Source organism: Deferribacter autotrophicus (genome assembly GCF_008362905.1).
Classification (GTDB): Bacteria; Chrysiogenota; Deferribacteres; order Deferribacterales; family Deferribacteraceae; genus Deferribacter; species Deferribacter autotrophicus.
Window position 1 is genome coordinate 309,991 of the sequence record NZ_VFJB01000003.1, and the last position, 21,752, is coordinate 331,742.

The following is a 21,752-nucleotide window of genomic DNA, read 5'->3' on the forward strand; positions in this document are numbered from 1 at the left end:
ATCTGGGAGGTAATTATGGAGTATAAAAATATTGTATTAAAGATAGAAGACAACATAGCTCTTTTAACTGTGAACAGACCTAAGGCACTTAATGCGTTGAATAGTGAAGTGTTGAGTGAGCTAGAATGTGCTCTTTATGAGATTGAAAATAATGATGATGTAAAGTGTGTGATAATAACTGGTGATGGTGAAAAAGCTTTTGTGGCAGGTGCTGATATAAAAGAGATGCTGGGTATGGATGCTATTGCAGCTGCTGAGTTTGCTAAAAAAGGGCACAGTATTATCAGATTCATTAGAAAAATGAAGAAGCCTGTTATAGCTGCTGTAAATGGTTATGCCCTTGGTGGTGGTTTTGAATTGGCTTTAGCCTGCGATATAATTTATGCATCAGAAAATGCAAAGTTAGGATTCCCTGAGGTAACACTTGGAATTATGCCGGGTTTTGGGGGGACTCAGAATCTTGTAAGGATTTGTGGCGAAAAGATTGCCAATGAACTCATTTTTACAGGTCAGATGATTTCTGCGGTAAGAGCAAAAGAGATAAATGTGGTTTGTGAAGTATTAAAGGATAAAGAATCTTTAATGGATAGGGCTTTTGAAACAGCTAAAAAGATTGCTTCAAATTCCCCTAAAGGGGTGGCTTTTGCAAAGAGTGCTATCTTAACCGGTGTAAATATGAATTTATCCGAAGCTTTAGATTATGAAAGCACTCTTTTTGGACTGTTGTTTAACACTGAGGATCAAAAAGAGGGGATGAGTGCATTTGTAGAAAAAAGAAAAGCGAAATTTAAAGGAAAATAAAATTAGGGAGGAATGATCATGAATTTTGAATTAACTCAAGACCACAAGGTATTGCAGGACACTTTGCGGGATTTTGTAAACAATGAGATAAAACCGATTGCTGCAGATATTGATAAAAACCATGAGATACCAGCAGATCTTGTGAAAAAGATTGCAGAGATGGGTTTTCTTGGCACCTATATTCCGGAGGAGTATGGTGGAGCTGGCCTTGATTATTTTTCATACATTATGACTGTAGAAGAGGTATCTAAAGCATGTGCTTCTACGGGGGTTATGATTTCTGCCCATACATCTTTGGCATGTGATCCTATTTTGCAATTTGGGACAGAGGAGCAAAAGAAAAAGTATTTACCACCCCTTACTACTGGTGAAAAAATAGGATGTATACTGCTCACTGAGCCGGAAGCTGGTAGCGATGTTGCAAATATTTCCACTACTTACAGGGAAGAAGGTGATTATTATGTAATTAATGGCTCTAAGATTTTTATTACAAATGGTGCTTTTAGAGGTATTGGTGTACTTTTTGCAACAAAGGATAAGGAATTAAAACATAAAGGTTTATCAGCTTTTATTATTGACTTGACCAGTGAAGGTGTTGAAATTCTGAAAAATGAAGAAAAGCTTGGGATTAGAGGAAGTTATACCACCGCGTTTGCTCTTGATAATGTAAAAATACCAAAGGAAAATCTTCTTGGTAAAGAGGGGGATGGCTTCAAAATTGCAATGGAGACATTGAACGGTGGTAGAATCGGTATTGCTGCACAGGCGTTAGGTATAGCTGAAGGTGCTTTTGAAAGGTGTATTGCTTATGTTCAGGAAAGAAAACAGTTTGGCAAACCTCTTGCAGCTTTTCAAGCAATACAGTTTAAGCTTGCAGATATGGCAACAAGAATAGAAGCAAGCAAACTTATAACTTACAAGGCGGCATGGCTCAAAGATATGAAAAAAACCAACGCCATTGAATCGGCAATGGCAAAGATGTATGCCTCTGAAACAGCAACTTATGTGACAAAAGAGGCTATCCAAATTCATGGTGGATACGGATATATTTGTGAATATGAAATTGAAAGAATGTTTAGAGATGCAAAAATCACTGAAATTTATGAAGGGACAAACGAAGTTCAGAGGATTGTAATTTCAAAGATGTTGTTGAAGTAAGTGTGGTTTGGGGTTTCAAAATGGATTGCTTCGTCCGCCTTAGCCCGTTGTCAGGTAAGCATGGGCGGAGAAGCAATCTATTTCAAGACCTAAAAATGGAGAAAAACATAGAATAATCAAGGCAAAGAGGTGATATGGTGATGGAAGCGACAAGAGAAATTTATTGGAATGTGGGACACGGTGTACTTATACCGATGTATTTATTTGCGATTATTGCCATAGGGATTCTTGTATACGGTTTTAAAAAGCGTTTGGAAATTTATAAGATAGGAAAACCATTGAATCGTTTTGATAATAGAGACGAAAGAGTTAGGTTATTACTTACAAATGTACTTGGGCAAACAAAAGTATTGAGAGTGGCAGGTCCAGGTACTGCCCATGCACTTTTTTTCTGGGGTTTTTTAATTTTAACCATAGGTACTACACTTGTATTTTTACAGGCGGATATTTTACATCCTCTTTTCGGTGTCAAATTCTTAAAAGGTCTTTTTTATAAACTGTTTTCTATTACTCTCGATATTGCAGGACTTGTTGCCATATTGATGATGATTGGATTTTTTATCAGAAGATTTTTTGTTAAACCTGAAGGGCTTGAAACGGTCAAAGATGATTATATTATGCACGGGCTTCTTTTTGCCATTTTGGTAACAGGGTTTTTTGTAGAAGGTGCCAGAATGGCTGCCACAGAATTGAAAAATAATATTTCCCTAGCGTATTGGTCCCCTGTAGGTTTTTTTGTTGCAAATATATTGAGAGGGATGAGTGAATCATCCCTTCTTGCCCTTCATAAAGGATTATGGTGGGTACATCTATTTCTTGCTTTCGGTTTTATAGCGTCAATTCCGTTTATAAAGTTTAGGCATATTTTTACCACATCTGCCAATTATTTTTTCACAGATTTAAGACAAAAGGGGAGTATCGATACCATTGATATTGAAAATGAAGAAGCTGAAAGTTTCGGTGTTAGCAAAGTTAATGAGTTTACATGGAAGGATATTTTTGATGCCGATGCTTGTACAAGATGTAAAAGGTGTCAGGATAGATGTCCGGCTTACAATACTGATAAACCATTAAGTCCTATGAAACTCATCTTGGATATAGGTGAAGCCGCTGGTAGCGGAGCTGAAACCAATGTGATTGAAAAGGTTACAAAAGATGTTATTTGGGCATGTACCACTTGTAGAGCATGTCAAGAAATATGCCCTGCAAACAATGAGCATGTTAATAAGATTTTAGAAATGAGAAGAAATCTTGTGCTGATGGAAGGGGAATTCCCTGGTGAAGAAGTAATGATGGCAATGGACAATGTAGAAGTTAACGGTAATCCAATGGGTATGGGTTTTGCCACAAGAGGGGATTGGGCTAAAGACCTTGATGTGAAAATTATGAGTGAAGATAGTGATGTGGATATTCTTTATTTTGTGGGTTGCTATGCTTCTTTTGACAAGAGGAATCAACAAGTGGCAAAGAGTTTTATTAAACTTTGTAATGCTGCCGGTGTCAAAGTAGGAATTCTTGGCAAAGAGGAAAAATGCTGTGGTGAGCCTGTAAGAAAGATGGGTAATGAGTATCTTTACCAAATGGTTGCTATGGAAAATATTGAGGTGATTAAAGGTTACAATGTGAAGAAGGTTGTGACGACCTGTCCTCACTGTTTTAATACACTGGCTAGAGATTATAAAGATTTGGGATTTGATATAGAAGTGGAGCACTATACCACATTTTTATGGAAACTTATCAATGATAGAAAGTTACAGATAAAAGAGTTGCCTTTTGAGTGTACTTATCATGATTCATGCTACATCGGAAGATACATGGATATTTTTGAAGAGCCAAGGGATGTATTAAAGGTAGCTGGTGCTAATGTAAAAGAGATGAGCAAGAACAGATATGAGAGTTTCTGCTGTGGTGCCGGTGGCGGTAGAATAATTGCTGAAGAGAATATTGGTGAAAAGATAAGTGTAAAAAGGGTTAAGATGGCTGAAGAGACTGGAGCAGATATGCTGGTATCAAACTGTCCTTTCTGTCTTACTATGTTTGAGGATGGATTAAAAATGGCTGAGCTTGATGAAAAGATAAAAGCAAAAGATTTGGCTGAGATATTAGTAGAAAGATTGGAAAATCAAGAATAATTAAAAGTTAGTGCTGTTTAAATGTATATTATTAAAGAAATAAATAAAAAACACAGAACAAAAACATTTTTCTCATTTTCGTGGTACGTCCAGTGCCACTGCGAGGCAGGTTTCTCAAAAATCGCCGTCCATGGCGATTTTTTGGAAACCTGAACCCGAAAAATGTTTTTGTTCTGTAATTATGAAAGGTAGTTAGTAAATTTGGGAATAATATCAGTAAATAGAAGGAGGTAAGGATGAAAATTCTTGTTTGTATTAAACAGGTTCCTGATATGGAATCAAAGTTTAAGGTAAATAGTGAAGGGACATGGTATGACGAGACAGACCTTGCATACCGTATGAATGAATATGATGAATATGCTGTGGAACAGGCTGTAAGATTGAAAGAGCAGGTAGGAGATGCTGATATTACAGTACTTTCCATTGGACCTGAAAGGGTAAAAGAGGCTATTAAAAAGGCACTTGCAATGGGATGTGATAGAGGTGTTCATCTGAAAGATGATGAAGAATATAAGAAAGATCCTTATCAGAAAGCTCAAGCAGTTTATGAATTTGCAAAAGACAAAGGGTTTGATATTATCTTTACAGGTATGCAGTCTCAAGATAGAGGAAGCGGTCAGTTTGGTGTATTATTAGCCGAAATGCTTGGAATCCCTGCCGTTACTACCATTGTTGGTTTTGAGTATGCTGATGGTGTAGTTACTGTGAAAAGAGAGCTTGAAGGTGGTAAAAAGGCAGTTGTAAAAGTAAAACTTCCCGCACTTTTCACATGCCAACTTGGTTTAAACGAACCAAGATATCCAACATTGCCAAATATTATGAAAGCAAAAAGAAAAGAGTTACTTACACATGATATTTCTGAATTTTTAAAGGAGAGCAATCTTGTTGAAACTGTTAAGGTTGACTATCCTGAGAAAAAAGGTGGAGCTCTTATACTTGAAGGTGATATTGCTGATCTTGTTGAAAAAACAGTTCAAATTTTAAAAGAAAAGACATCAGTGTTATAAGGGAGGGATGAAATGAAAGTATTGTTAGTTGCAGAATATAGAGAAAAACAACTTCTTGAGACTACATACGAATTGGCAACATTTGCAGATAAACTGGGTGCAGAGAAGATTTGGTTTGCTGTTGGATACAAAGATAATTTACCAAAGGTTGCTGGGAAACTTTATTTTGCTGATGCAGAAAAACATGGTGAATTTAATCCTGATGTTCATAAAAAACTTATTTTACAAGTGGTAGAGAAAGAAAACCCTGATTATATCGTATTTGTTCACTCTTCTTACGGATGGGATTTGGCTCCGAGAATAGCTGCAGCATTGAAAATAGGTCAAGTATCAGAAGTGATAGAGGTTGTTGATGGACAGTTTGTGGTACCAAGCTGCAATGCAAAGTTGAGAAGATTTGTAAAGCCTGCCACTGATAAAGGGGTAATAACAATTCAGGCCGGTGCTTTTCCTCCAGCTGAGCCAAATGGTGAGCCAGAAGTTGAGGAAATTTCTCTTGATGCAGAATCAGCTATCGAATTTGTAGGGTATGAAGAGGCTGAAGCAAAAACAGTTGATTTGACAAAGGCAGAAATTATAGTGAGTGCTGGTAGAGGAGTGGGCAAGCCAGATAATATTCCTGTAATAGAAGAGCTTGCAAAAGCTTTTGGTGGTGAGCTTGGTGCAAGTAGGCCTGTAGTTGATGCTGGTTGGGTTGATCACTCAAGACAGGTTGGAACCACAGGGCAAACAGTTGCACCAAAGCTTTATGTTGCTTGTGGTATTTCCGGTGCTATTCAGCATCTTGCAGGGATGAAAAAGTCTGAATTTGTTGTTGCAATAAATACCGATAAGGATGCGCCAATTGGTGAAGTGGCTGATGTGCTTGTTGTTGCCGATGTAATGCAGTTTGTTCCTGCATTGGCAGAAAAAATCAAAACAATAAAAGGGTAACTAAGTTAGCGCCTCCTAAGGCGCTAACTTTTTCACTGTTTTTATCATTTATCGTTTAACATTTAACATTCAAAATTAATATTAGTGGGGGAATTATGGAAAAGATACTGGAAGAAGCGAAACAGAATTACAAGGGGATGGAAAAAGAATATGTCTATTACTTTGTAGTAGATGATACAGTGAAAAAGACTGTTTTTGCAAAACCTGATGTCCTTGAAATTGAAGACGGTAAAGTTGTAGATAATGCTGATTGTGTTTGCAAAATTAGTTCAGAGCTATTTAAGAAGATCTGGTATGAGAATTACAAGCCGGGGATGAAAGAAATTTTTTCTGGCGAGTTGAAAACGAATAGCCCGGATTTATTACAAAAGTTTCTAAAAGCTTGCAAATAAATGCTATTTTTAGTCATTCTGATCTGTACATGGGTGGAGAAGTATCTAAAATAGATTCTTCGTCCTGAACACCTCTGTGTAAGGTTTGGATGAAGTTGTGTTGGGCTAGTTGTTGGAAGTATCAACAAGCAATAAAATTTAAATGAGGTGTTCAGTCCTCAGAATGACTATATAAATAGGAGGATGAAATGTTTAAAACAAAATTGACAGAACGTTTAGGTATAAAGTATCCCATCATTCAGGGTGGTATGATGTGGATATCAAGGGCTGAGCTTGCGGCTGCAGTTTCGGAGGCCGGGGGGCTTGGTATTATAACGGCCCTTTCTTTCGATACACCTGAAAAGTTGGCAGAAGAAATAGATAAAGCAAAGAAACTCACAGACAAACCTTTTGGAGTAAACCTTACCTTTTTACCTACGCTCAGACCTGTAAACTACGATGCTTATATAGATGTGATTGTAGATAAAGGGATTAAAATTATTGAAACGGCAGGTAGAAATCCCGAGCCGTATATGGAAAAACTTAAAAACAATAATATTACGGTAATTCATAAATGTACTTCGGTTAGGCATGCTTTGAAAGCTCAAAAAATAGGTTGTGATTTTGTAAGTATCGATGGTTTTGAGTGTGCTGGTCATCCTGGTGAGGATGACGTAACTAGTTTGATTTTAATACCAAGAGCAGTTGATGAGCTTGATATTCCAGTAATTGCTTCAGGTGGTTTTGGTGATGCAAGAGGTTTTGTGGCGGCCCTTGCTCTTGGAGCTGAAGGGGTGAATATGGGTACTCGCTTTGTTGCAACAAAAGAAGCACCTGTACATGAAAATATAAAGAAAAGGCTAATTGAAGCTAAAGAAACTGATACCATGCTTGTGGAAAGAAGCCTCAGAAATACTATAAGAGTTCTTAGAAATAAGCATGCTGAAAAAATTCTTGAAATGGAAAATAATGGTGCAACCCTACAAAAGCTAGCACCGCTTTTAAGTGGATTGAGGGGGCTTGAGGCTATCAAAACTGGCAATGTTGATGATGCTCTTTTTGCCTGCGGTCAGGTTGTGGGACTTATTAACGATGTACCTACAGTAAAAGAATTGATAGAAAATATCGTGAGAGAAGCAAAAGAGATAATCAAAAATAGATTGGCAAATATAATAGATTAAACTGGAGTCACCCAATTTTTTGTAAGCAGTAGAATTAGTTGCCACTGAAAAGGTGGCAACTCCTATTAAACATTTTAATCTCAGCTATATTGTTTCGTCGTTTTCGCTCCTCACTAGTGACGACAACAAACCTGTCATTGCGAGTGTTAGCGAAGCAATCTCTTGCACGAAAGGGTAAAACATCAATAAAGAAAGATTGCTTCGGGCCTAAAAGCCCTCGCAATGACATAAATAAGAGAGATCGCTTCGTCATTTTGTTCCTCGCGATGACGTAGCGGTGGGATTGCTTCGTCGCATCCGCTCCTTGCTGGTGACGCTATGATTTCCGTCATTGCGAGCGTCAGCGAAGCAATCTCTTGCACGAAAGGGCAAGACATCAATAAAGAAAGATTGCTTCGGGCCTAAAAGCCATCGCTGGTGACATAACAAAACAATCTTCGAAAAATGGGGTGACTCCAGTTTTGAACATCCTTGACATCATTAAATAATTATTTTAAATATTTATTTGAAATAATTATTTAAGAGGATGTTTTGAAGGATACTAAAGAGGTAATTCTTGGTATTGCCTGTAGGCTTTTTGCGGAGAAAGGTTATAAGAAGACCACTATTGCTGAAATATGCAAGTTAGCAAAAGTAAATATCGCATCGGTAAATTATTATTTTCAATCAAAGGATAATTTATATAGAAATTCATTACTGTTTGCATATCAACTAAGTGAAAAACAAGCACCATTGAAAAAAATCATTTCTCAGGATTTACCACCTGAAAAAAAGCTTTATAATTTTATAAAAACAGTCTTGATTAGGAATTACAGTGATAGTGAAGCCTCTTATATGCCCAAAATTTTTCTACATGAAATTACTAGTCCCACAGGCATATGCGATGATATTATTTCGAACATTAAAGATGAGTTTCGCACAATTATTATTTCTATTTTAAAAGAGATTATAAACGTAGAAAATGAAATGTATCATCCGCTGGTTTACAGCATAATTAGCCAGTGTCTATTTTTGAATTTTAGTCCGGTAGCAAAGAAAGAAGCTCTTGAAAATAAAAGTAAAAATGAACTTATTTCATTTTTGACAAATCACATTTATAAATTCAGTATGGCTGCATTGAAAAACTATAAGGATGTGGAATGTCCAGATATTTAACATTGTTATTTATCATCTTGATAATGATTGGATGTGCCTCAAAAAACGAAACAAACGATATACAGGTATTGGCACAAAAAGAGTTTAGCAATAGAATAACATCTTCTGAAAAACATAAATATGACTGGTGGAAAAGTTTTAACAGCAAGGAGCTTGAAAACCTTATCAATCTGGCAATAAAGGATAATTTTAATATGCAAACAGCACTTTTGAAAATTAAAGAGGCTGATTTGCAATACAAAAAGGATAGAACAACACTTTTTCCGCATATTAATTTGACGGCAGATTATTCAAGAACTAAAACAAAACAAAAAGGATTTCCTACAATCACTACCAATCAATACAGTCTAGGGCTTAATACTTCATATGAAATAGATTTATGGGGAAAAATCAGGGAAGGGATAAAAATTACAGAGTTGAATAAACTTGAGCAACTTGCAGCTTTTGATACTGCCACCATAACGGTTTCTTCAGAGGTAGCTAAAAACTGGCTTAATATATTGTCAATTAGGGAAAGAAGAAAAATTTTGAAGGAACAAATCCTTTTCACCGAACAAAAACTAAATGTTTTAAAGGCAAATTATGTTAATAATCTGGCAACATTAAATGATTATATTTCCACAAATCAACAGCTTATCAATTATAGAAATGAACTTGTTCAGCTTGATGCGGAAGAAAATATTTCGTTAAATCAGTTGAAATTGCTTGTAGGTAAAAGTAGCGCTGAAGATCTTAGAATAAAGAGCAGTTCTCTACCAAAAATACCACCTTTACTTGATATAGGAATTCCTGCTGATCTTTTGAATAACCGTCCTGATGTAAAAACCGCACAAATTAAGCTTTTTGAGGCTTATTCGAATATAAAGCTGGCAAAAGCGGATAGACTTCCCAAATTAACCCTTTCAGCAAACTTTAATTATAATTCGAATAAAATTTCTACAATTTTTGATAACTGGCTTTTTAACCTTGCAGCAAATCTTGCATATCCACTTATTGATTATAGAAAAAGAGCTTTAACCGTGGAGATAGCAAAAATTCAAAAGGATGAGGCATTTTTAAATTATAAAAATACGGTTTACACTGCAATAAAAGAGGTCGAGGATGCATTTATTAACCTTAGAAAAAGTAAAGAAATTTTGAATATGATTTCAGAGCAGATTGAAAGTGAGAAAAAGAAATTAAAGAATATTGAAAATGACTATTTAGCAGGGAAAACTAACTCTATATCTATATTGAGTACAAAAATATCGCTGTTGGGTTATCAAAAAAATTATGAAGAAGCCAGATTAAACTATTTTTTAAATCTTATAAGTCTATATAAAGCTGCTGGCGGTAAATATTATGAAAAACTGTTTAACATTAAAGAGAGGAAAAAATGAAAAATAACAACGGTTACCACAAAAAGACGTGGTTGCAGCGTTTAATTTCCTTAATTGTTATCGTTTTGATTATATATGCAGGGTTATCGGTGTCGAAATATCTGATGAAAACAAGGAAAAAGATTTCCAGGAAAAAACCTAAAAAAATGGTTACTTACGTGGAGACTGTTAAAGGTAGGATTGTGGATACAAATTATATAATTTATTCCTTTGGCAATATTTATCCTGCAAAAAGTGTGACGATTTATCCGGAAGTAAGCGGAAAGATTAAATATATAAATGACAAATTGTTGGAAGGAAACTATTTAAAAGCAAATGAATTAATTGCTAAAATAGATGATAGGGACTATCTGCTAAACTTAAAGATAAAAGAAGCAAATTTGAATGCTCTGTATGAAGATTTAAAAATCGAGCTTGGCAAACAAAAATCGGCTGAAAAAGAGCTAAAAGCTGCTAAAAATATCATAAAAAATATCGATAATGAGTCTCTTTATTTAATCCTTAGAAAACCTTACATCAACAAATTGAAAGAAAATATTGAAATTGCAAAAGCTGATCTTGAGCTTGCTAAGCTAAAATTAGAACGTACGAAAATCAGGTCCCCTTTCAATGCGTTTGTTTTAAAAAAATATGTTGATGAAGGTAGTTATGTGACGCAGGGGACAAAAATTGCTGACTTAATTTATGCGGATGAGTTTTACCTAATCGCCCTTTTTCCGATCTCGGAGCTAAAATGGCTGGATTTAAAAGTCGTAAATTTTGCAAAAATAATTTTTGATGATGGTACTGTTATAAATGGCAAAATTAAGAGCATAGAAAAAGCAGTGGATGAGAAAGGATTGATGGTAAAAGCAATTATTTCAATTAAGCCTGAGCTAGAAAAATTGTCGCCAGTAATGATTCATAATTATGCCAATGTGGAAATATTCGGTAAAACTTTACCTAAAATATTAATGTTTCCAAGAACTGCATTAAAAGAGAACAATATAGTATGGATAAATAAAGATGGAAAACTGCTTATAAAAAAGATAGATGTGGTTTTTAAAAACAAAGATTATGTATTTACTTATGATTTGAGTGAAAATGATAAAATAATAGTTTCCAATATAGCTGCCCCAGTTGAAAATATGCCATTAAAAGAAGTGGGTAAGGAAAGTGAATAATTTTACCAAAAAAGGTCCCATTGCCTGGTTTATCGAAAATCCTGTTGCAGCTAATATTTTAATGCTTTTTCTTATCGTTGGCGGTTTATACTGGAGTACTCAGATAAAACAGGAAGTCTTTCCTGAATTTACGGTGGATCAGGTAATTGTGCAGGTAGCATATCCCGGAGCAAGCCCGGAAGAGATTGAGCGAGGGGTGATTCTGCCCATAGAAGAAGCTGTGAACGGTCTTGATGGCATAGATAAGATTACTTCCACCGCCAACGAAGGGGTTGGCACTGTAGTTATAGAAGCAACTAACGATGCAGATTTAAACCAGCTGTACCAAGATGTAAAAAGTGAAATAGATAGAATCACATCATTTCCACAAGAGGCAGAAGAGCCTAAAGTTTATATACCCTCAAGCAGAAGAGAGGCAATAACTTTAATACTTTTTGGAAATCAAAATAACCATGTTCTGCGTGAAACAGCAGAGATGATAAAAGATAGGCTTTTACAAAGCAAGCAGATTAGTTATGTGGAGCTTCTTGGAGAAAGGCCTTATGAAATTTCCATTGATGTTTCTGAGGATACATTAAAAAAGTATAATCTTACATTGTCTGAAATAGCCGGAAAAATTAGAGAATATAACCAGGAAATTCCTGCGGGTAGGATAAAAACTTCTGGTGGAGATATTCTAATCAGGCTAAATGAGCGCAGAGATTACGGCAAAGAGATAGCAGATATTCCAATCATAAAGACTGATTATGGCAGAGTCATCACTCTCGGTGATATTGCTGTCATAAAAGATAGTTTTGAAGATACTGACGCATATCTCAAATATAATGATATGCCTGCTATCGGTATCAGGGTTTACAGAGTGGGAGACCAAAAACCGATAGAAATTGCTAATGAGGTGAAAAAATTTATAACACAGCTTAAAGCAGAGCTGCCCGAAGGGCTTTATGTGGATTATGTCAATGACAGATCACTGATTTTTAAACAAAGGATAGAACTGTTATTGAAAAACGCTAAATTAGGATTAATTCTTGTGTTTGCTCTTCTTGCCATTTTTCTCGAAATAAGATTGGCATTCTGGGTAATGCTTGGGATCCCTATTTCTTTCCTTGGTTCCATGCTTCTGTTTCCGCACATGGATGTTTCCATCAATATGATTTCACTTTTTGCTTTTATCATTTGTCTTGGGATAGTGGTTGATGATGCTATTGTGGTGGGAGAAAATGTTTACAGGCATCATCAGGAAGGGAAACCGTTTAAAGAAGCCGCTTATTTTGGTACAAAGGAAGTGGCGGTTCCGGTAATTTTCAGCGTGCTTACCAATATGGTAGCTTTTTTGCCCATGTATTTCGTACCTGGAGTTTTGGGCAAAATATTCAGGATAATTCCTGTAATTGTTATTTCCGTATTTACTATATCTCTGTTAGAAAGTTTATTAATTTTACCGTCACATATTGGACATCAAAAAGATAAGCCTTTTAGGTTTCTTAAATATATAACTTTTGTTCAGCAGAAAATAAGTCTTTATATTCTAAAATTTATTCACTCTATTTACGGTCCGGTTTTGAAATTTGCCATTAAGTTTAGGTACGTAACCTTTACTCTTGCTATAATGGTATTACTTCTTGCTGTAACTTATGTGAGAAGTGGTAGGGTGGGGATAGTCTTTTTTCCAAAAGTGGAATCTGATTTTGCCTATGTAAAATTTGTTTTGCCTGTGGAAAGTTCTGTATTTGATACTTTAAGTGTTGCAGAAAAACTTGTAGAAAATGCAAAGAAGATAATCGATCAAAATGGTAAAGAGAAGCTTGCTCAGGGGATTTTGACAAATATTAACAAAAACTCAGGATGGATACAGGTTTATTTGACGGATCCTGAAGTCAGACCTATAAGTACTATGGAATTTACACGCAAATGGAGAAAGTTGTCAGAAGGTTTAGCAGGTATTAAGACAATCAAGTTTTATTCTGATTTTGGCGGTCCGGGGCACGGTTCGTCCCTTACAGTGGAACTTCAACATAGAGATATCCCTACTCTTCGAAAAGCAAGTAGTGAATTGGCGGACTACCTTGCCACTTTTTCAAATGTTTCTGACATTGATGATGGTTTTACCGAAGGAAAAATTCAATTTAATTTGACTATAAATGAGAAAGGTAAAGCTTTGGGGTTAACATCAGATTTTATCGGAAGACAGCTTAGAAATGCATATTACGGAGCTGAAGCTAAAAGATTTTTAAGAGGAAACAACGAAGTAAAAATTATGGTACGATTAACGGATGAAGAGCGTAGTTTCGAGCATTTTTTTGATACTTTTATATTGACTTTAACAGATGGTACGAAAATTCCTTTGAAGGAAGTAGTAAATATTGATCGTGGTAGATCATATACCACAATAGAAAGAAGGAATTTCAGGAGAATAGTAAATGTAACGGCAAATGTGACACCTGAAAAGGAAACTACTAAAATAGTTGCCGCTTTAAAAGCTGAATTTTTGCCGAAGTTGAAAGCAAAATATCCGGGTTTAAATTTCAGTTTTGAAGGGAAACAATCGGAGTTGAGAAAAAGTATGTCAGCCCTTTTTAAAGGGTTGTTAATCGCAGTAATGGCAATTTATGTAATGCTTGCCATACCATTTAAAAGTTATTTTCAACCTATTATAATCATGGTGGCAATCCCTTTTGGTATTATCGGTGCAATTATAGGTCATATGTTGCTTGGTTATAGCTTGAATCTTGTGAGTATGTTTGGGATAGTTGCCCTTTCTGGAGTTGTGGTAAATGATTCCCTTGTATTGATAGATTTTGCAAACAGAAAAAGAAGAGAGGAAGGTGAGACATTTCATGATGCCATATATCAGGCAGGTTTAAAAAGATTTAGACCGATTCTTTTAACAACTCTAACAACATTTTTTGGACTTATGCCAATGATATTTGAAACTTCAAGGCAGGCGAAATTTCTTATCCCTATGGCCATTTCCCTCGGCTTTGGTATTCTTTTTTCCACTTTTATCATACTAATTCTTGTGCCCGGATTATATGTTATAATTGAAGATATTCTTGGTTTTGCCAAAAAACTTTTTTAAAATTTGAAAATTATTGAAATATGTAAGATTGTAATTCATAATATAATTAGTTCTCACTGAAAAAGTGAGAACTAATTATTAATAATAACTTTATAGTTATTTAATTAGTTTTATAGCAAAAAGTTAAGAAGAATGCGCTATTTATGAAAATCATGAAATATAAAGTAATATTATAAGTTTCATCTCTGAGTTTTTTATATAAATTATTAAAAAACTGGTGGAATTTTTATAGTAATACTGGTATAAATTAAATATTATTAATTAGTTGCCACTGAACACGTGTAACAAAGCATTTGAGTAATATATTGCCTGTGAACAGTTCAAGCTTTATTGTTCAAAGTTAGAATGTGTACAATATTATTACACGTGTTGAAAAAGTGGCAACTAATTATAATAATGATACATGCTGTGTCCGTCTGTTTTGCTTGTAGGCGGACAAGATACAGAAGAATCAAGGATGTTGCACAACAAAAAATATTTCAAGCGTGCAACTTTATGATAAACAAGAGATTGCTTCGCTGACGCTCGCTGGTGACAAAAATAACAACGTCATTGCGAGGACCGAGCACCTAACATCTTAGGTGCTCGGGACGAAGCAATCTTTAGTTTATCAATGAGTTATTGGAATATTAAGCTACTATTGTGCAACATCCTTGAATCTTTTGGAATCATAATGTAATGTTGCTTAAATATATTGAAGGAGGATCTTATGGATTGTATTTTTTGCAAAATTGTAAATGGTGATATTCCATCTGCAAGAGTATATGAAGATGATGACTTTATTGCTATTCTTGATATTAGGCCGGTAAATCTCGGGCATACTTTGCTTATCCCAAAAAAACATTTCAGAAATGTATTAGATACAGATGTTGAAATCGGTTCGAAAATTTATCCAGTGCTTACCAAGCTTTGTAATGCTATAAAAGATGCTTTAAATTGTGATGGGCTGAATGTTATTCAAAATATTGAAGCTGCCGGTGGTCAAGAAGTATTCCATTCACATATTCACATTATTCCAAGATACAAAGATGATGGTTTAAGATTTACAAAAAAACATAAAGAATATAAATCCACAGATGAAATGCAAGAATTTGCCAAAAAAATCGCTGAGAAACTAAGTTAAGTAGTGTCTATGCGTAGATTTTGATAGTTGTTGTTTATAGTAATTCGTTATTAATTTATTGTTATTAATTTATTGTTATTAATTGTAATTTATAGTTATTAGTAGTTAATTTATGGACTTTAATATGTTATCAATAGAGGTGTTTTGAGAGTTTTCAGTGAATAACCCATATGAGTGATTGTACAATAAAAACGTTTCAAGAGTGCAACTTTATGATAACAAAAGATTGCTTCGCTGACGCTCGCAATGACGATAATGATCTTGTCATCGCGAGGAACGAAGTGACGAAGCGATCTCATCAGTACGTCATTGCGAGGAGCGTAAGCGACGAAGCAATCTTTTCCGTCAACAACTTTCATTTCTCACACAAAGAGATTGCTTCGCTTACGCTCAGGGTGACGACACGTTTACAGTCATCGCGAGGAACAAAGTGACGAAGCGATCTCATTAGTCGACTACTTTGCCTTTGCGCACAGGAGATTGCTTCGGGTCTTGCGACCCTCGCAATGACGCAAAGTGGCAGCTAACTAATAGTTAATATGTTTTTCTTTTTTTTTCTGGGTGATTTAAAGGGGGGGTTACCCCAAATTAGTTTTATTTTCAGAAAACTAACTTTAACTAACAATAACTAACTTTAACTAACTACTAACTAACAATAAACTAACTATAATTAACTATAAATAACAACTGATAACCATGAATAACTAATAATATACTTGTAATTTGACAATTTTGTCATATCTATAACATTTATGTCAAAAATTGTAACTGTATTGCACAGTTATTTACTATTATGCTAACTCACTGATAGCATTGAGTTTAGTTTACTAACACTCGTAATAACAACTATTTTCTACGTCATTGCGAGGAGCGTAAGCGACGAAGCAATCTCATATCTATCAAAAAGTTATAAACAAGTTATCTATTATAGTGCAACATCTTTAAATTTATAATACAAGAAAAACTTGGCATGCTTTTTTCTAATAAACATTCAAAACCATCGAAGGAGGTAAAATATGAAGAAAACAAACAAAAAGGGTTTTACCCTTATCGAGCTTTTGGTCGTTGTCGCCATCATCGGTATCCTCGCAGCTATCGCAATACCTCAGTTCGCGAAGTACCGTCAGAGAGCTCAAGATTCTGCAGCTTTGAGTGATCTAAAAACTATTCAAACTACAGCTGAAGCATATTATTCTGAATATATGCATTATTAAATATAATTTGGAGGTATAGCATGATGAAGAAAATGTATTTATTTATTATGATTATTATATTGTTAAGTACTTTTGTTTTTGCAGCAGCATGGGATACAGATGGAGTAATTACTATTGGTTCGGGGACAACGGCTGATAATGTGACGTTGTCAAATAATGTGTATGGTATTTATGCTACTCCAACTGATAATACCACTTATTCAGCAGCTACAATGAATACATTGGGAACAAAAAAATATGGTGGTGCGAGTGATTCTACTGTAATATATTATAGTGATTGTGCTAATACCCCTTGTGGTACTGGCGAAAATGCTCCAAATTTAACTGGTAGTTCAAGTGATTTTAGTGGTTGGACAGAATTAGGTAAGTGATAACTAATCTATTTTAAACAGGAAGGGTTATTCCCTTCCTACAACAATATTATTTATTATAGTATGTTTTTTTTCATTTTGGTAAATTTAAACAAAAATAATAAATAGGTACTTCTACCTTTTTAATTGAGTTTTTGTAATATGTGATAAAAGTTATGAGAGTTTATTTTTTTTAGAAACCATTATAATTTTTATAAAATCTTAAAAATTTTATTTAGCATGTGTCTCACATTTGTTTATAAGAAATAAATATAAAACAAATCTGTGCGAAAGTGTCTTAATAAAAATTTCTAACAATGGAAAATATCTTGCTTTTTATACAAATTTGGAATATTGTAAAATGTAGGAGGTAATACAATGCTGGCAAACAGGGAAGAATTTTTGCCTGAGCATATTGACCCTAAAAAGCTGAATCATGTTGCTTTAAAGTCTTTTTTTAATATATGTGAAAAATGGGGAATTAAATCTTATAAAGACCAAATGACACTTCTTGGACTAACATCAAAATCTACATTTTACGAATGGAAAAAGAATCTACAGGGGAATTTAAGTAAAGATACTCTTGAAAGAATTTCTTATATTCTTGGTATTTATAAAGCCTTACAAATATTGTTACCATATTCTGCAAATGAATGGATAAAAACTAAAAATCCTATTTTTGATGATAGAACTCCATTGGAAATTATGTTAAAGGGAAGGGTTGCTGATTTGTATATAATCAAGAGATATTTAGATGCTGAAAGAGGAAGTCTTTATGACTGATATCCCTGTAATTCCGATAAATTGGGGAAAAAGCTTTAGAATTATTCCTACTCTGTATCCTGAGAGAACACTATTTGATTTCGTCGATTCAAGAGAAGAACTTGAATACATCTATTTTATAGAGAGTTTGACTAATGATAGAATAAAAAATGAGTTAGGTAATTTAGAACTTGTTCCAGAAGATGAATGGATTTTCGGTGAGGGGACTACACCCATTATGGCTGCCTTTACACATCCAAGTCCGGCAAGATTTAATACGGAATACTTTGGTGTATATTACGCAAGTAAAGAATTGGTAACTGCAATTAAGGAAACTGTTTATCACAGAGAAAAGTTTTATACTTATAATAAAGCACCAGCGAATGCTTATCACATGAGAGTCTATTGTGCTAAGATAAAAGGAAATTTATTTTATGATATTAGAAATGAAAAGATTTATCAAATCTATTATCACGAAAACGATTATACAGAATCACAAAAACTTGGTGTTAAAGCTAAAAAAGAAAATAAAGATGGTATTGTCTATAAAAGTGTAAGGCATCCAAAAGGGACGAATATTGCTGTTTTAAGACCTAAAGTTATTGTTTCTCCGTGTAATTTTGTAAAGTTGTTGTTATACTATTGGAATGGTGAAAAAATAGAAGCTGTTGTTGATTTAGGAGATGGTAAAATTTACTTGATGAATAAGAGGGTATTGCATAATAAAAAACGATTCAAGAGGTTAACTTTATGATAAACAAGAGATTGCTTCGCTGACGCTCGCAATGACAGCCACCTTTTACGTCACCAGCGAGGAGCGACAGCGACGAAGCAATCTCGCAACTACGTCATCGCGAGGAACGAAGTGACAAAGCGATCTCTTTTACTGATGTTTTCCCATTACTCAAAAGAGATTGCTTCGGGTCTTGCGACCCTCGCAATGACGATGAATGTATTATGAGCGAGAAGAGTTTGCTTCGCTTTGCTCGCAATGACGGAAAATCGAGAGCAGCCTTATTTGTCATTGTGAGGAACGGTAGTGACGAAGCAATCTCTTGTCTATCAAAAAGTTATAAAACAAGTTAGTTGTTACTGTACAACATTTTTAATTATGTAAAAGAATTTTTAATTTAAAATGAGGTAATTTTATGGCATTTTTTATTTTGACTTTAAGAACCGTACTCAGGGATAGAATATTTTTTATAATTTTTTCACTTATTTTAGTTTTTTGCTTTGTCCCTGTTTTTAGTTCATTTTCCATGCGTCAGGCTCAAGAAGTTTCTATTACAATGTCTTTAGCGTTTAATTCATTTATTATGTTATTTTTATCACTATTTGGAGGTGTTTCTACAATTTGGAGAGATATTGAAAGAAAATATACATACACTCTACTAAGTTATCCTGTAAAAAGGACAAGCTATTTAGTTGGTCGTTATCTTGGATTTGCTTTCATAATGCTTGTGATAAGCTTATTAAATCTTTTAGTATCTGCTGTTGTAATTAAAATATCTGCTGGTATGTATAAATCTCAATTACCAATTATGTGGCATAATATTTTTATTGCTAATATTTTTGCGTATCTAAAATATTGTTTGTTGATGGCTTTTGGCTTTTTATTTTCTACTTTTTCCACATCATTTTTTACTCCGTTTTTTGCAACTATTTCTATATTTATTATGGGTAATGCCTCTCAAGGTATTTACGATTACATTATGAAAAATACAGCGGATACAATAAGTCCTATAATAAAAAAATTAATAGTTATAATTTACTATATTATCCCAAATTTCTCTGCATTTGATTATACTGTCTATGCTGCTTATTCCATGCCTATTAAGATAAACTCAATTTTCATGAGTTTTGGATATTGGGGTTTATATCTTATAATAGTGATGATGTTTACAATATTTATCTTTAATAAAAGAGATTTTATGTAAGATGAAGAATAAGTTTGGCTATATATTGTTTTTGGTTTTGGTAGTGTGTTTTATAGTTTTTATGCCCTACTTTGTCGCTGACATGAAAAAACGCCCTCTTTATGAAAAACTTGGATATACTCCAAAAGGAAAATTATTTAAAGCAGCTTTGGGTGAATTTAGATGGTTTACAGGTGAATATCTTACATTTAAATCATTAATTTATTATGGTGGTAAAGTTGATTATCTTCTAAAAAGAAGGTTTGAAAAGATAGAATATTATAATTTATTTAAAACAATAGAAACAGCAATCCTTTTAAATCCTTACCACGAAGATGCATATTATTTTGCTCAGGCTGCATTTACCTGGGATATAGGGAAAATAAAAGATGTAAATGCACTTTTAAAATATGTAATGAAGTATAGAACGTGGGATTTTAAAATTCCATTTTTCTTAGGATTCAATTACGCTTACTTTTTAAAAGATTACAAATTGGCTGCTAAATATTTCAAAAAAGCATCTGAGCTTTCTAATTCTCCTCTTTTTACCTCACTTGCTGCACGATATTTTTATGAAGGTGGGGAAACCGAGCTTGGGATTGCATATTTAAAGACGATGATAAAAATTACAAGAAAAGAGAGTATAAAAAAGTCATATGAAGTAAGATTGCAGGCTTTAGAAGCAATCTATGCAATCGAAAAAGCAATAAAAAGATATAAGGAGAAAAACAACACATTACCTAAAGATATCAATGAGCTTGTAATAAAAGGTTTTCTTAGAGAAGTGCCCAAAGATCCTTATGGTGGAAAGTTTTATATTGATAAAGATGGAAAAGTGAGGACAACAAGCAAGCTTGCTTTCAAAAGACCAAAACATAAAAAGGGAAATGAAAATGGAAGTAATAAGAGTAAATAACCTTTATAAAACTTTTAAAAGTAAAAGGAAAAAGGTAAACGCTTTAAACGGAATGTCTTTTACTGTTAATAAAGGTGAAATCCTTGGATTTCTAGGTCCAAATGGTGCCGGTAAAAGTACCACAATTAAAATTATGATGGATTTAATAAGAGCAGATAGAGGATCAGCCAAGATATTAGGAATTGACTCATCTAGTCCTGTAGCGAGGCTAAAAGTGGGCTTTATGCCGGAAAATCCACAATACTACGATACATTGACAGGTTATGATCTGCTTATGTTTTCCGCAGCTATTTTTAAAGTGGATAAAAACGTGGCCAAAAAGAGGGCATGGGAACTCTTGGAAGAGTTTGAATTAAAGGATGCAGCTAAGCGCCCTATTAGAAAATATAGCAAAGGTATGATTCAGAGGATTGGATTTGCATCCACTTTGATACATGATCCAGAAATTTTAATACTGGATGAACCGATGAGTGGGCTTGATCCTATGGGCAGAGTATTATTTAAAAATAAAATGTTAGAGCTTAATAAAAAGGGGGTTACGATTTTTTTCAGCTCTCATATCATACCTGATATTGAAGATATCTGTTCAAGAGTATTGATTGTAAATAGAGGGAAAGTGGTTAAATCTCTGGAAAAAACCGAAATAAAATATTTAACCACTACAGGTTTTAAAGTAATCATCGACAACCCAGTAAATATAGGCTTAAAACTTGAAAAAATTACAGATAACCTTTACAGTTTTTTATGTCCAAAAAATAACCTAATTGACACTTTAGAAAAACTAAAAACACATAGTACTGAAATTATTGACATTGAGCCAGTCAAAAAGAGTTTAGAGGATATGTTTGTAGAAATTACTATGCAGGACAAAACCAATTAGTTGCCACTGAACACGTGTAACAAAGTATTTGAGTAATATATTGACTGTGAACAATTCAAGCTTTATTGTTCAAAGTTAGAATGTGTACAATATTATTACACGTGTTGAAAAAGTGGCAACTAATTTATAATAATTGATTTATTTAAATATTCCTATAAAAATTCCCCCAGTTTTTTTGATAATTTGTTCGTGACTTAAAGGGGGTAACCCCCCTTTAAATCCCCCAAAAAGA

The 21,752-nt window shown here is 34.1% G+C and carries 19 protein-coding genes; all 19 read left to right on the top strand.

What is annotated here, in order from left to right; all coding sequences use genetic code 11:
* Positions 1 to 15 precede the first annotated feature (15 nt).
* Positions 16 to 801, top strand: a complete 786-nt coding sequence (locus FHQ18_RS03525; protein ID WP_149265788.1) for an enoyl-CoA hydratase-related protein — start codon at positions 16 to 18, stop codon at positions 799 to 801.
* An 18-nt stretch (positions 802 to 819) separates the two neighbouring features.
* Entirely contained in the window at positions 820 to 1,959 is a 1,140-nt protein-coding gene (locus FHQ18_RS03530; RefSeq protein ID WP_149265789.1) for an acyl-CoA dehydrogenase, read from the top strand.
* Between the two features lie 140 nt (positions 1,960 to 2,099).
* A complete protein-coding gene (locus FHQ18_RS03535) occupies positions 2,100 to 4,091 on the top strand; it encodes a heterodisulfide reductase-related iron-sulfur binding cluster (RefSeq protein WP_149265879.1) in 1,992 nt (663 codons plus the stop codon).
* A gap of 236 nt (positions 4,092 to 4,327) precedes the next feature.
* Entirely contained in the window at positions 4,328 to 5,098 is a 771-nt protein-coding gene (locus tag FHQ18_RS03540) for an electron transfer flavoprotein subunit beta/FixA family protein (RefSeq protein WP_149265790.1), read from the top strand.
* A 12-nt stretch (positions 5,099 to 5,110) separates the two neighbouring features.
* Positions 5,111 to 6,031 (top strand): electron transfer flavoprotein subunit alpha/FixB family protein, encoded by a 921-nt coding sequence (locus FHQ18_RS03545; protein ID WP_149265791.1) that lies wholly within the window; start codon positions 5,111 to 5,113, stop codon positions 6,029 to 6,031.
* 95 nt (positions 6,032 to 6,126) lie between these two features.
* The gene (locus FHQ18_RS03550) at positions 6,127 to 6,423 is read left to right on the top strand and encodes a hypothetical protein (protein ID WP_149265792.1); all 297 of its coding nucleotides are present in this window, start codon (positions 6,127 to 6,129) and stop codon (positions 6,421 to 6,423) included.
* Positions 6,424 to 6,611: 188 nt separating this feature from the next.
* Positions 6,612 to 7,583: an NAD(P)H-dependent flavin oxidoreductase gene (locus FHQ18_RS03555; protein WP_149265793.1), complete on the top strand. Its 972-nt coding sequence runs from the start codon at positions 6,612 to 6,614 to the stop codon at positions 7,581 to 7,583.
* A 531-nt stretch (positions 7,584 to 8,114) separates the two neighbouring features.
* The gene (locus FHQ18_RS03560) at positions 8,115 to 8,738 is read left to right on the top strand and encodes a TetR/AcrR family transcriptional regulator (RefSeq protein WP_149265794.1); all 624 of its coding nucleotides are present in this window, start codon (positions 8,115 to 8,117) and stop codon (positions 8,736 to 8,738) included.
* Positions 8,723 to 10,117 carry a TolC family protein gene (locus FHQ18_RS03565; protein WP_149265795.1) on the top strand — a complete coding sequence of 465 codons (1,395 nt, stop codon included), beginning with the start codon at positions 8,723 to 8,725 and terminating at the stop codon, positions 10,115 to 10,117. The genes FHQ18_RS03560 and FHQ18_RS03565 overlap by 16 nt, the downstream gene beginning before the upstream one ends.
* Complete coding sequence (locus tag FHQ18_RS03570; RefSeq protein WP_149265796.1) at positions 10,114 to 11,280, top strand: efflux RND transporter periplasmic adaptor subunit; 1,167 nt, start codon at positions 10,114 to 10,116, stop codon at positions 11,278 to 11,280. The genes FHQ18_RS03565 and FHQ18_RS03570 overlap by 4 nt, the downstream gene beginning before the upstream one ends.
* Positions 11,273 to 14,359: an efflux RND transporter permease subunit gene (locus FHQ18_RS03575; protein WP_149265797.1), complete on the top strand. Its 3,087-nt coding sequence runs from the start codon at positions 11,273 to 11,275 to the stop codon at positions 14,357 to 14,359. Before FHQ18_RS03570 ends, FHQ18_RS03575 begins: the two co-directional genes overlap by 8 nt.
* A 709-nt stretch (positions 14,360 to 15,068) precedes the next feature.
* The gene (locus tag FHQ18_RS03580) at positions 15,069 to 15,482 is read left to right on the top strand and encodes an HIT family protein (protein ID WP_149265798.1); all 414 of its coding nucleotides are present in this window, start codon (positions 15,069 to 15,071) and stop codon (positions 15,480 to 15,482) included.
* A gap of 1,016 nt (positions 15,483 to 16,498) precedes the next feature.
* Positions 16,499 to 16,696, top strand: a complete 198-nt coding sequence (locus FHQ18_RS12835) for a type IV pilin protein (RefSeq protein WP_149265799.1) — start codon at positions 16,499 to 16,501, stop codon at positions 16,694 to 16,696.
* Positions 16,697 to 16,716: 20 nt separating this feature from the next.
* Positions 16,717 to 17,067 (top strand): hypothetical protein, encoded by a 351-nt coding sequence (locus tag FHQ18_RS03590; protein ID WP_149265800.1) that lies wholly within the window; start codon positions 16,717 to 16,719, stop codon positions 17,065 to 17,067.
* Positions 17,068 to 17,424: 357 nt separating this feature from the next.
* Positions 17,425 to 17,829, top strand: coding sequence for an MbcA/ParS/Xre antitoxin family protein (locus FHQ18_RS03595; RefSeq protein ID WP_149265801.1), 405 nt, complete (start codon positions 17,425 to 17,427; stop codon positions 17,827 to 17,829).
* A complete protein-coding gene (locus FHQ18_RS03600; protein ID WP_149265802.1) occupies positions 17,801 to 18,562 on the top strand; it encodes an RES family NAD+ phosphorylase in 762 nt (253 codons plus the stop codon). Before FHQ18_RS03595 ends, FHQ18_RS03600 begins: the two co-directional genes overlap by 29 nt.
* Before the next feature lie 394 nt (positions 18,563 to 18,956).
* Positions 18,957 to 19,745: an ABC transporter permease gene (locus tag FHQ18_RS03605; RefSeq protein WP_149265803.1), complete on the top strand. Its 789-nt coding sequence runs from the start codon at positions 18,957 to 18,959 to the stop codon at positions 19,743 to 19,745.
* 82 nt (positions 19,746 to 19,827) lie between these two features.
* Positions 19,828 to 20,640 carry a hypothetical protein gene (locus FHQ18_RS03610; RefSeq protein WP_246798630.1) on the top strand — a complete coding sequence of 271 codons (813 nt, stop codon included), beginning with the start codon at positions 19,828 to 19,830 and terminating at the stop codon, positions 20,638 to 20,640.
* Positions 20,618 to 21,520 (top strand): ABC transporter ATP-binding protein, encoded by a 903-nt coding sequence (locus FHQ18_RS03615; protein ID WP_149265805.1) that lies wholly within the window; start codon positions 20,618 to 20,620, stop codon positions 21,518 to 21,520. Before FHQ18_RS03610 ends, FHQ18_RS03615 begins: the two co-directional genes overlap by 23 nt.
* Positions 21,521 to 21,752: the final 232 nt, after the last annotated feature.